Consider the following 13,012-nt stretch of genomic DNA (forward strand, 5'->3'; position numbering starts at 1 on the left):
CACAATGTATTTGATGGTTATGTAAGCACTAAAAATTTGAAGAGCAATTACTGTTTCTTCGATGTTGATAAATTTTTCTTCATTTTCCAAAAGTTGTTCACTTTAAGAAAGCAGATAATATTTTAGACAAGATGATGGCAGGCAATTCAAAATAAAATTACGTTCTAATGTTAAATTAACAATTTGGTTAACACCATTTAAAGTCAAAAGATGAATTCCTTGAAAACATTGAAACACCCATCTTAATGTCGGAGAAATCGTTAACTTACCTAGTTGATTTTTGATTCCGATTTTGATTCTTTTTAAGCTATTTCTCAGTTCCCTTTGTCCAAGATTATAAACTAACAAGCACAAAGACATTAAAAATAACATCGTCTCGATTCTTTCAGGGTTTTCTACAAATAAACTATCGGCAAAAAACAAAGGGTCTTTTAGAAATCTGAACCCTCTTTCACAAGACTGTTGATTTTTGTAATTTGTCAAAATTTCTTCTGGTTTTAACTTATCATCGTCAACTAAGTTTGTCGCTAAAATAAATCTTCCCGCTTCTTTTCTGATTCTTTCTATCTCTTCTGGCTTTTGATGCTCCACTCCTTCTATTTTGTAAATAGTCTTATTACCTTTTGATTTACTTTGAATAACCTTAACTTCTTTAATTTCAAAGAGGTTCAATTTTTTGTTTACGCTTTTTAGTTTATATCGAGCTTGTTCTGGACTTTCAAAATCTTCTTTGTTTATTTCCTTGAGCAGCTTTTCAACTTTGATTTTTTCGGTTTTCATCTTTTTTTCTAACTTCTTCAAATCACTTTCTTGTCTTTTTTGACTTTCTACTATTAGCCAATTTTGTTTGATGCCACCATAATTTACTATTTCCGATTTCCACTTGTATCCGTCTAAATTCAAGGCTGCTCTTTTTGCACTTTCTTCGGAATTTATCTCTTCTATCTCTACCGAATGAACTAATTCCTTTGCTCTTTTGATTGTCATCGGTACTCTACTTATCCATTTTAGATGTTCGATTAATTGGAGATTTTCTTGACTATACAATGCACTATCACAGACCATGATACTATCAAAGTTTATCTGCTTTTTAAACTCTCCTAATATTTTTCCAAACACGGCTTTGTCTGCTTCATTTCCATCTCCTGCTCTCATTAATAATGGTATATCTCCATCACTACTTGTTATTAAATCTAATACACATTGTTTCAAGTCTGCTCTATGGTCGCGCGAATATCCTTTGGTGATAATTATTGGTTTTTGTTTGATTATTTCTAACTCTTTCTCTTGATTATATTCATTTTTATATTCCCCATGCAGATGAAATGATGTCGCATCTAAATGAGAATATTTTGTTTCTATCTTGAATTTATTAATCACAGATAAGACAATTTCTATAAATAGGTTATTCAATCCATATTTATACAATTTATCCATAACTCTTCCCAGTTTATCATCATTCACATAATCGCTTTTTATTCCTTCTGCCAATAATAATTCGATTCCTTTGTCTTCAAAAAATTGACTAAATAAATATAAAGGTCTTGATACAAATCCTAATCCATTGAGCAGAATAGCTTTTACTAATATTCCTGATGAAATTTTTTCCCGAACATCTATTCCTAATTTGGAGTTGATTATGTCAACTATTCCTATTTCATCAATTAGTCCAGCTACTATTCCTAAGTGATCTATATTTTTAATTTTTGTTTCTGAGGTTGGAGACAATTTTTCTACCTCTAAAATATTTTAGATTTTTTTGATTGTCTCACTTTTTCGATTAGAAGCTTCTAAGTATTTTTACTCAGGTATATCCAAGGATAACTCTGTATTACTTTATGCTACTTTTGAAGTGCGGAATGTGGGCTGAAACAGTGCTGAGTGCTGAGTAAAAAAGTAATAATTGCACGGGCTAAACGCCCCGCTATTCGCGTACAGCACAGAAGGTCTGAACGCGAGTGCGTCCCGCCCCAGCTTTTAAGCCAAGGAAAAAGAAATAAATATTTATTTTGATAGCGAGTCTTGTCTGCGACACGCTCTTGCGTTCGAGCTTCGCGGAGAGTGCCATCAAGTTATAATACGCCCAAGATCAATCCCCTAGATTTATCTATGGGGTTACTCAGCACTCTTGAAATTGCCGATGCGATCGCGCTCATGTGGTTGATTAAGATAAGACATATCAGGCCCATCAGGAATAATCCCGCCTGGATTGAGTGGAAATAGGTTCCCGTAGTAGTCCCGCTTCACACTCTCGACATCGCAGGTGTCAGCTACACCTGGAAGCTGATATAAATCGCGTAAGTAAGCGCCCAGGTTGTGATAGTCTCGAATTCGCTGCCTATTGCACTTAAATAATCCGTAGTAGGCACTATCAAACCGAAATAACGTCGTGAATAAACGGACATCTGCAAGGGTGAGATTGTCCCCACACAGATATCGATTAGTCTGCAATGCTATCTCAATCTCATCAAGAGTTGCGAACAGTTCATTACAAGCTTGATTGTATGCTTCTTGGCTTTGGGCAAAGCCGCAGCGATACACACCGTTATTTACTGCGTGATAAATCTTCTCATTCCACCAGTCAATTTTCTCTTTAAGTTCTTCTGGGTAGAGATTCAGCGTGGGATTGTTGGCGAACTGGTTAAACTCAGAGTTCAGCATGACGATAATCTCTGAACTCTCATTATTAACGATCGTTTTTGTTTGGTTGTCCCATAAAATTGGAACTGTAGAGCGTCCACTATAACCCGGTTCTGCCAGCTGATAAAATTCAGCCAGTGTCCGACAATCTTCAACTTCATCGTTGAATATCCAACCACCTTCAATGGGAGAAGGAGAGACGATACATACTGATATTACCGCTTCGAGTTTTTTGAGCGATCGCACAACCAGGGTTCGATGTGCCCAAGGACAGCCCAACCCCACATAGAGTTTGTAGCGTCCTGCTGCTGCTGGGTGTAGATTCCCTTCTTCTGTACCAATGAACTTGCGAAACTGACTATTAGGACGAATGTATGCTCCCGACTGATTGCTAGGAGCAAGTTTTGACATCATTATCTGCCACATAGTCGTCCAGACAAACTTTCCCAGCCAGATAATCAGCTTAGGAGGTAGTGTCCTACCCTTTTTCTTGGGGAGATTTTTTTCGTCATCCATTGGAGTTGAGTTGCTCATGGTGACAATCTTGCTTTGGGTAGGTTTCAATGCTTAGAACCTACTCTGAGTTTTACTACATATCGCGTCCCTATTTGTCGCAGGGTAGTTAAGTTTCAATGCTTAGAACCTACTCTGAGTTTTACTACTTTACTTTACTACGCTTTGCCCGTGCTGATTGCGAAAAATTTCTCAGCTTTGAGCTAATTGTCTCAAATCTGCGATCGCTGGGATAAGGCTAATGTTCATGATTTTCGTAAGGTGTCTAAGGTTTTTCCAGAATTGCGACGAACAGTATTATAAGGTTTTAAGCTATTTTTTCTTTGCTGAGTCACCTTTTGGTTAGATTCTTGGATGTTAAATGCGCGGAAGGGTAGGTGTACAAATTTCCCAACCCCAAAAAAGTGCTTCTATGTCAAGTACAGCAAGGCTTTCAACCAATTATCTCTTGATCGTCATCCGCGCAATCTCTGAAATGCTTACAAAAATTGGGTTTCAGCCTTTAAATTTTCCTGACACTCTTTCCAAACGAATTCTCTAATGCTATGATGACCTCAGAATCGCGCAACCGCACCTTGAAAACTAAATACAGCTTAAGTTTGAGGCTTCTGATTGCAATTCATCAAAATCCCTATTAGGGATTGAAACACTTTTTTTAACATATATTTAATTAGCTATGAGTTTAAGGTATTCAGTGCAATTCATCAAAATCCCTATTAGGGATTGAAACACTTTTTTTAACTCCGTTTGACTGGCTCGTTGTTTTCTTGCAATTCATCAAAATCCCTATTAGGGATTGAAACACCGCTAACTACATTAGTGCCAGTAAGCACCGAAGCATTGCAATTCATCAAAATCCCTATTAGGGATTGAAACAAACAAAAGGCGATCGCACGGCGTAGGAAACTGAATTGCAATTCATCAAAATCCCTATTAGGGATTGAAACATTGCCTCCTGTGGCTGTAACGGGTTGCAGGGGGATTGCAATTCATCAAAATCCCTATTAGGGATTGAAACCCCAGAATGGCGTTCATCTCGCTCTATCGAAATCTATTGCAATTCATCAAAATCCCTATTAGGGATTGAAACCGATTAAATTTGCTGTGGTTTCTAGCCCTTTCTGATTGCAATTCATCAAAATCCCTATTAGGGATTGAAACGTAAACTCTCTCCTTCCCCTTCTGGGCGGGTACATTGCAATTCATCAAAATCCCTATTAGGGATTGAAACAAGTGGTCAAGACTTAACACCCTTGCAAGGATTAATTGCAATTCATCAAAATCCCTATTAGGGATTGAAACTTAGCTCACGAGTAGAAAACATCCTAACCTGGGTTAATTGCAATTCATCAAAATCCCTATTAGGGATTGAAACGATATTGAAGGGCGCAAGGCCCTAGCCGAAAAAAATTGCAATTCATCAAAATCCCTATTAGGGATTGAAACGGAAGAATTGGCGACTGACAGCGGACAGTCGCTTATTGCAATTCATCAAAATCCCTATTAGGGATTGAAACACCAAATACTGTGACATCGACGGGCAGCATATCAATTGCAATTCATCAAAATCCCTATTAGGGATTGAAACCCCGTGGCATCGCTTGGCATTGGCAGAGACGATCCAAATTGCAATTCATCAAAATCCCTATTAGGGATTGAAACCCCAATTCCGAATACTGGAATGAGCAACGCCAACATTGCAATTCATCAAAATCCCTATTAGGGATTGAAACTCTTTTTCCTGGCTTGATATTTCAGCCAACCCAAATTGCAATTCATCAAAATCCCTATTAGGGATTGAAACCTACAGTTCAGCGTTATTTCATGACTTCCGATCGCTCATTGCAATTCATCAAAATCCCTATTAGGGATTGAAACATAGAGGAGTGAGTGATGGAGCGATCGCTATCAAATTGCAATTCATCAAAATCCCTATTAGGGATTGAAACTCATGAGCGAGGGCGATCGCCTAGCTAAATCGCATTGCAATTCATCAAAATCCCTATTAGGGATTGAAACGGGAGTAGGGCGTAAGCTCAATCGCGCCAATTAACTATTGCAATTCATCAAAATCCCTATTAGGGATTGAAACTGATCGCTTTGCTCGCGATCGTCACCAACTAACCATTGCAATTCATCAAAATCCCTATTAGGGATTGAAACTCCTGCTCGTGGCTCTGGTACTATAACTGTGAAATTGCAATTCATCAAAATCCCTATTAGGGATTGAAACAGGTGTCACAAAAAACAGATGGTGCGCCACTAATAAATTGCAATTCATCAAAATCCCTATTAGGGATTGAAACGAGCTTAACAGTAAGAAAAGCCTCAATCAAGGCAGCATTGCAATTCATCAAAATCCCTATTAGGGATTGAAACTTCTTGCTCTGGAGCGTCTGACTGAAAAAATCATTGAATTGCAATTCATCAAAATCCCTATTAGGGATTGAAACTTTCTTTGGTAATCTCCTTTTCAATCTCGAATGAATTGCAATTCATCAAAATCCCTATTAGGGATTGAAACGGTGACTTTTCGCAGCCAGATTGTATCGTTGCATTGCAATTCATCAAAATCCCTATTAGGGATTGAAACATCCACGATAGGCAGCCGCAAACCCTTTACTTTGATTGCAATTCATCAAAATCCCTATTAGGGATTGAAACTTATCGCATACTGTGCAGCGCAATTGAGAATAGCATTGCAATTCATCAAAATCCCTATTAGGGATTGAAACGTACGGCGAGTTAGCGTACAACTTACAAGCACTTATTGCAATTCATCAAAATCCCTATTAGGGATTGAAACCTGCTTACTGCTGATATTGCAAGAATTATCAGCACTATCTCAGCATTGCAATTCATCAAAATCCCTATTAGGGATTGAAACCTGCTTACTGCTACATTACGCTTCCCATCTTGTATTGCAATTCATCAAAATCCCTATTAGGGATTGAAACATGCCCGATTGATGATGCTTGATGCTGCTGGCGCTATTGCAATTCATCAAAATCCCTATTAGGGATTGAAACTTGGTACTGCCATTACTTGATGAGAAAGAACTACCACATTGCAATTCATCAAAATCCCTATTAGGGATTGAAACATCGCTGGGGCTGTTGCAAATCCAGTAGGAGCCGTTAATACGATTGCAATTCATCAAAATCCCTATTAGGGATTGAAACAAAGATGCCCTTTCGTTTTGATATTGCAAGAGCTTCTCATTGCAATTCATCAAAATCCCTATTAGGGATTGAAACAAAGGAAGCTACATCTTCCAGTGAAATATCAAAGATTGCAATTCATCAAAATCCCTATTAGGGATTGAAACAAGCGGTGAACGAAAGTGTAGACGCTTTCTCGAAGAATTGCAATTCATCAAAATCCCTATTAGGGATTGAAACACCAGCCGTTGAGAGAATCATGGGCGTATGCTGGAATTGCAATTCATCAAAATCCCTATTAGGGATTGAAACTTACTAGCATCTGAACAAGCCGATGCCGCGGCCATTGCAATTCATCAAAATCCCTATTAGGAATTGAAACAGGTAAATACGTCTATCTCAGTGTACCCACTACTTATTGCAATTCATCAAAATCCCTATTAGGGATTGAAACAGTTATGCAATCAGGATTCCTACCAACATGAATGAATTGCAATTCATCAAAATCCCTATTAGGGATTGAAACACGAACTTTTAAAGCCTTGACTTTGTGGCTGGACATTGCAATTCATCAAAATCCCTATTAGGGATTGAAACAAAGTGGTAGATTCTAATATTTCACAATCCTTACGATTGCAATTCATCAAAATCCCTATTAGGGATTGAAACTTATCTAGTGGAGGAGGGCAAGACTTCATCAAAAATTGCAATTCATCAAAATCCCTATTAGGGATTGAAACGCATCCCCCAGATGCTGCCGCGCTAAATTGACATCAATTGCAATTCATCAAAATCCCTATTAGGGATTGAAACCAAATGGTAGACGACTTAAGAAGTTTTTTAAGCGAATTGCAATTCATCAAAATCCCTATTAGGGATTGAAACTTAAGCTTATCCGTGGTTTGATTTAAATACGGTATCTACATCAGATTATCGTAGCTTGTTGAAAACTCAACTACCTGAATCAACTTATCAGCCACAAAAAAAATATAAAACTTTCCATGCCTATCCAAACTATTGGTATTTTAAGCCCAGGTGATATGGGACAGGCGATCGCAGCTGTTCTCAATCAAAATGGATTGAAAACTATTGCTGCTCTAGACAATCGCAGTGAACGAACTCGGCAATTAGCAGCCGCAGCCAACATTCAAGATGTGGGTTCTCTGACGCAACTGGTAATTGAATCTGATGTAATTTTGTCAGTTTTAGTCCCCGCAGCCGCCACAGAAGCAGCGAATCTTGTAGCTGAGGCGATCGCTAATGTTGGCAAACAGATTATTTATGTTGATTGTAATGCGATCGCACCCCAAAAAGTTATAAATATCGCCCAACTCATCGAATCAGTGGGCGGAATATTTGTAGATGCATCAATCATTGGCCCACCACCACGAATTCCCAACCGTACCCGCATATACACATCAGGAAAACAAGCAAATCAACTGCAACAACTGCGAGAGCATGGCTTGGATGTGCGGGTAATTGGTGATGAAATTGGTCAGGCTTCGGGGTTGAAAATGTCCTATGCAGCCCTGACAAAAGGACTTACAGCAATTAGCACAGAATTACTGATTGCAGCCCATCGTTTAGGCTTGGATAAAGAACTATGGGATGAAGTATCTACTAGCCAAAAAGAACTGGCTAACATCTTAACCCGTTCCATTCCAACCATGACACCCAAAGCCCATCGTTGGGTAGGAGAAATGGAAGAAATTGCAGAAACCTTTAAAGAGTTAGGTCTAACTGAGCGCATTTTTCACGGAGCAGCCGACGTTTACCGTTTGGTGAAAGAAACCTCTTTGGGTAAGGAAACACCAGAAGAATGCAATAGCGATCGCCCCTTGAATGAAATCATCACAATCCTCTCCAATGAAGCAATCTCTGACACCTAATCGGAAAAAAGCGACAATCTTATGACTCAAGAGCAATGGACTGCGGTTGATAGTTACTTTACCGATTTGCTTGTGCCGCCCGACCCCGCACTAGAAGCGGCTCTCCAGACCAGCGCTGCTGCCGGACTGCCACCGCACAACGTTTCACCCAACCAGGGCAAGCTACTGCTGCTGTTAGCGCAAATCCAAGGAGCGCGAACCATCTTAGAAATTGGCACGCTGGGCGGCTACAGTACTATCTGGCTGGCGCGGGCGTTACCCAGTGATGGCCGTCTGATTACGCTGGAAGCTGACCCAAAGCACGCCGCAGTCGCCCGTGCCAACATTGCCCACGCTGGTCTAGCCGATATCGTTGACCTCCGCCTTGGACAGGCACTCTCTACCCTGCCACAGATTGCCGCCGAAGCTAACAGTCCATTTGACTTGATATTCATTGATGCCGACAAGCCAAACAATCCCGATTACTTCAGATGGGCGCTCAAGCTTTCCCGTCGCGGCAGCCTAATCATCGCCGATAATGTCGTACGGAACGGAGCGGTGGTTGATGCCACCAGCAGCGATCCTAGCGTTCAAGGGGTGCGTCGCTTCAACGAACTGCTTGCTTCTGAGCCACGTGTCAGCGCTACGGCAATCCAGACCGTGGGCAGCAAAGGATACGACGGTTTTGCGATCGCCATTGTCACCGTTGACCAATAGACATTAACAATTTGTAATTATTTCTTGAGCCAAGATTCAGTAAATTTATTGCTGAATTTCTGGAATTACTCTAGAATTACCTAAACTGCCTAAGTACAAATCGCAGCGTCTTTCCAACTGCTAATGTCATAAACCAAAAATAGCAATAGGTCGTTATTCGATCAGTCTTGGGAACGATTTTGAGGGAACAGATAAGCGATCGCAGCGTAACCCGAAACACTGAGCAAACTAACCAAAAAAGCAGCCAAAACAAAAGTAGACATATACAATTCTACCCAAATGCCAAATAAATTTTAGATTCCATACAATTCCAAAATCTCGACACCCATCAAAAAAAACAAGATTTTGGATTAGTCCGCTTGAATTAAGGTTTGATCCTCTCTAACTCCCCTTTTTTAAGGAGGGAATAAAGCCCCCTTTTTAAGGGGGGTTGGGGGGATCTTCCGAAGCAAAATATCATTAATAGCAAGCGAATTGAATTTTGCATACTTTCAAATTAACAATTGGGTATGACACAGCCGTGACTACCTTGTGTCAATACCTTGTATCCCAAGGGTTTTGGCTTAACTCAAGCTAAAGGTAGAAAAAATCTAAAGGTGCTGCCAACTCCCAACTTGCTTTCTACCTGAATCTTACCGCCTTGTAGTTCAATCAACCGATGGGAAATAGTTAAGCCAATACCAGTACCTCCTGAATAGCGATCGCGCGATTGATCCGCTCGCCAGAAACGCTCAAACACATGGGGCAAATTTTCTGGAGAGATACCAATGCCCGTATCTACAACCGCAATCCAAAGTTGAGATCCTTCAGTCCCAGCATGAACGGTAATTGAACCTTCATTAGTATACCGCACCGCATTACCAAGCAGATTCACCAAAACCTGTTCTGTGCGGTCAATATCCGCCAATACAGGAGGTAGCACAGACGGGCATTGTAACATCAGAACAGGCCCATCTTCCAAAAGTTGGTCGCTAAACTTTTCCACCAATGACTCTAACAACGGACGCAGATTTACCCGTTGGATATTAATTGGCAAATAACCAGCTTCAGCCTTAGACAGTTCTTGTAAATCGTTCACCAACCGCTCTAAACGCTTAGTTTCTTTAGCTAAACGCCGATAAATTTCAGGAGATGCTTCAATTTCCCCATCAGCCAGTTCTTCCAAATAACCACGCACCACTGTTAATGGTGTCCGTAATTCATGGGTCATATCTCCAATCACTTCTCGCCGTCGCGCTTCTACCCCTTCTAAACTAGCTGCCATCCGATTAAAACTAGCACCAAGTCCATTCAGTTCTGGAATGTCAGACATAGGTAATCGTGCATCCATTTGCCCAGCAGCAAATTTTTGGGTAATTTGTTCCATCTCCGTTAATCGCTGCATAATCCGTCTGGACACCCAGTAACTCAATCCTCCGGCGGCGGTAGTACCCACTAATACTGACCAAAGAGTACTTCGCTGCCAAGCAAGTTCAAATCCCGCTACCAACTCAGTACGGACATCAATTAAGTCGAACCCCTGATTTTCTAATCGTTCCAAATGCAAGACAAACAAGCGGGGGGAAGAGATTTTGCTGATGCTTACCAGACTACCCACCCCCACAATCATCACTACTAAATGGGAGAAAAATAGTCGCCCTCTCAGCCCCATCTTCATAACATTTACGCCACCACAGGGTCTTCAAATTTATAGCCCACCCCAACAACAGTTTTAATAAAAGTGGGACTTGCCGGATCTGGCTCAATCTTTTTTCGCAACCGAGCAACATGAGTATCTACCACTCGTTCATCACCAAAAAAGTTATCTCCCCAAAGTTTATCAATTAGTTGAGTGCGGTTCCAAACTCGACCAGGATTGCTAACAAAGGTAGTTAGCAAGTTAAATTCTAAGGTAGTTAAATCCAAAATTTCTACCTCCTGAGAATTCATCTGACGACTGGCGGTGCGCTGGTCTACATCGACAATAAAATGTTGGGTACGATTGACTTGATGTTGTCCCCCTTGGCGGAGGCTACGCCGCAATAGAGCGCGCACCCTAGCTACCAACTCTCTAGGGCTAAAGGGTTTTATCATGTAATCATCAGCACCAGTAGACAGACCAATCACGCGATCGATTTCCTCACCCTTAGCCGTGAGCATCAAAATATAAGGATCTTTCGCACCTGGTTTCTGGCGGATTCTGGCACAAACTTCTAACCCATCCAAACCAGGAATCATTAAATCAAGAATGATTAAATCAGGTGGTTGCTCTTGAAACATCCGCAAAGCATTCATCCCATCGCGACTAGTGCGACAAAAAAATCCTTCTTTTTCTAAAGATAGTTCAATTAAATGAGCAATTTCTGGTTCATCTTCAACTATTAAAATATCCATTTAAATTAATAACAAGACTTGGGCAAACAAAGGGTAAACAAGGGGATTTTCCCCCTTGCTAAAAGTAAATATGGCGGTTATCGCTCGTAGGGGCACGGCAGTGCCCATTGGTGTCAATTTAACGCAAAAGTGATGTCCCGCAAGGAACTTAAGTTTCTTGCTAATAGCAAAAGTCATCTGAAGATGACTAAAAATCTTTAGTCTACTTTAGTAGACTTTAGCTAAAAGGCAGAGAACTTTAATTCAAGGCGGGTGATGAAGCCAACAGTTAAGCTTTTCCTATGGGCAATGCCGTGCCCTTACACCTGGCGATACAATATTATCCTGCATCTGAATGGCAACCGCTACAAACTTTCGCCAGGGTGAATTAAAGGTTTGAATTTGACGGCGTGCGATAACTATAGCCAAGATTAGAATCTTTTTGAATGTATGCTTTAATACTATCGAGGTCAATGAAGCAGTCAGCAACATCAATCAAACTTTCACTGGTTGTCGTTTGGAGGCTGACTACTTCTACCCGAACCCCCATTCTACTAACAGCGTTCACCGCATAAGCTAAATCTCCGTCCCCACTGACTAAGACCGCAGTATCATAATAGGGAGCTAAGGTGATCATATCTACAGCAATTTCTACGTTCAGATTTGATTTTTTGAAATTCTCTGCTGGTTGCATGATATCTTTAGCGACTACACGATAGCCATTACGACGCATCCACAATAAAAAACCCTGTTGCTTTTCATTGCTGATATCAACACCAGTATAAAAAAAAGCACGCAATAATCTTGAACCATTGGTTAAATGACAAAGCAATTTAACGTAGTCAATTTCTATACCAAGTTGCAAAGCTGTATGAAAAAGGTTTAAGCCATCAATAAAAATAGCAACTCGACCACGATTCAAGCTATTGACAATTGAACTATCAGGTGTAATATCTGGTATTTTGGGGTCTTTACTTTTAACCGTAGTCTCGCTCAAATTTTGCCCTTGCCAATGTGGTTTAGTTTTGAGTATTTTAGGTTCCTTAAATTCATTTCTTTGTTTGCTAAAATTAGTTATAATCATTGATACCTCTGATTTTAAAGCTAGAAAGAGTTTTGGTTAAATTGTCTATAGTATAGTCTGTACTAATTCATAACCCTAGCAGGTAATGGTCTGAGATCGCTACATGCATTTGAAGAAGGCATCTATGCTGAGGGCAGAGGGCAGAAGGAACTTTTTCGTTGGGGATTCAGACCCCAACCAATTGTAAGCACCGTATAGACGGTAGGGTTTTATACCCAAGTTCGGTTCGGTCACAGGCAGAGGGAGGAGGCAGTATTCCCTTCTGCCTTCTGCCTCCTGCCCTCTGCCTTTCTTGATAAAGTTAACTGGTGCTAAACCAGATTGAAACTAGACAGCCAAAAGATTTTTCACTATTGTTAGAGTTGATTTGACGAGATATTGTCTGTGTCCACAGATATGTTAATCTTTACCCACCAAGACAGCAAGAGTTTGGAGAAAAAAATCCTCCTGTAAGTGTAGGGGCAAGAATCCGCGAACTTCATCTATCTATTCTTATTTTACCTCTGTGTTTTAATAACCTTACAACCAGGAAGTTGAGATTTCCCGCAGTCTAAGGATGGTCAAATACTGACAGACTAATAATAGACATCTCCAAAAATCAAATATACGTTATGCAGAACCTTTGTAGAGACGCGATATATCGTGTCTCTACATTCTATTTTCGGAGATATTTAATG

Annotated in this window: 7 protein-coding genes and 1 CRISPR repeat array; of the genes, 2 read left to right on the forward strand and 5 right to left on the reverse strand. The window is 40.3% G+C overall.

Translation table 11 applies throughout. The annotated features are described in order from the left end of the window. Positions 1 to 102: 102 nt before the first annotated feature. Positions 103 to 1,728, reverse strand: coding sequence for an IS1634 family transposase (locus tag GTQ43_RS26305; protein ID WP_265272106.1), 1,626 nt, complete (start codon positions 1,726 to 1,728; stop codon positions 103 to 105). A gap of 387 nt (positions 1,729 to 2,115) precedes the next feature. Beyond that, entirely contained in the window at positions 2,116 to 3,174 is a 1,059-nt protein-coding gene (locus GTQ43_RS26310; protein ID WP_265275633.1) for a glutathione S-transferase family protein, read from the reverse strand. Between the two features lie 590 nt (positions 3,175 to 3,764). Then, positions 3,765 to 7,199: a CRISPR direct-repeat array (repeat unit 37 nt; unit sequence ATTGCAATTCATCAAAATCCCTATTAGGGATTGAAAC). Positions 7,200 to 7,315: 116 nt separating this feature from the next. Here GTQ43_RS26310 and GTQ43_RS26315 point away from each other — a divergent pair. Further along, positions 7,316 to 8,203, forward strand: a complete 888-nt coding sequence (locus tag GTQ43_RS26315; RefSeq protein WP_265275635.1) for an NAD(P)-dependent oxidoreductase — start codon at positions 7,316 to 7,318, stop codon at positions 8,201 to 8,203. A gap of 21 nt (positions 8,204 to 8,224) precedes the next feature. Continuing rightward, entirely contained in the window at positions 8,225 to 8,899 is a 675-nt protein-coding gene (locus GTQ43_RS26320; protein ID WP_265275636.1) for an O-methyltransferase, read from the forward strand. Between the two features lie 568 nt (positions 8,900 to 9,467). Here the strand turns inward: GTQ43_RS26320 and GTQ43_RS26325 are convergent. The 3 genes from GTQ43_RS26325 to GTQ43_RS26335 all read right to left on the reverse strand — a co-directional run bounded on the left by GTQ43_RS26325 (position 9,468) and on the right by GTQ43_RS26335 (position 12,335). Then, positions 9,468 to 10,556, reverse strand: coding sequence for a sensor histidine kinase (locus GTQ43_RS26325; protein ID WP_265275637.1), 1,089 nt, complete (start codon positions 10,554 to 10,556; stop codon positions 9,468 to 9,470). Between the two features lie 5 nt (positions 10,557 to 10,561). After that, entirely contained in the window at positions 10,562 to 11,272 is a 711-nt protein-coding gene (locus GTQ43_RS26330; protein WP_265275638.1) for a response regulator transcription factor, read from the reverse strand. A 367-nt stretch (positions 11,273 to 11,639) separates the two neighbouring features. Continuing rightward, positions 11,640 to 12,335, reverse strand: coding sequence for an NYN domain-containing protein (locus GTQ43_RS26335; protein ID WP_265275639.1), 696 nt, complete (start codon positions 12,333 to 12,335; stop codon positions 11,640 to 11,642). Between the last annotated feature and the right edge of the window lie 677 nt (positions 12,336 to 13,012).

It is taken from the genome of Nostoc sp. KVJ3 (assembly GCF_026127265.1).
Taxonomy (GTDB): domain Bacteria; phylum Cyanobacteriota; class Cyanobacteriia; order Cyanobacteriales; family Nostocaceae; genus Nostoc.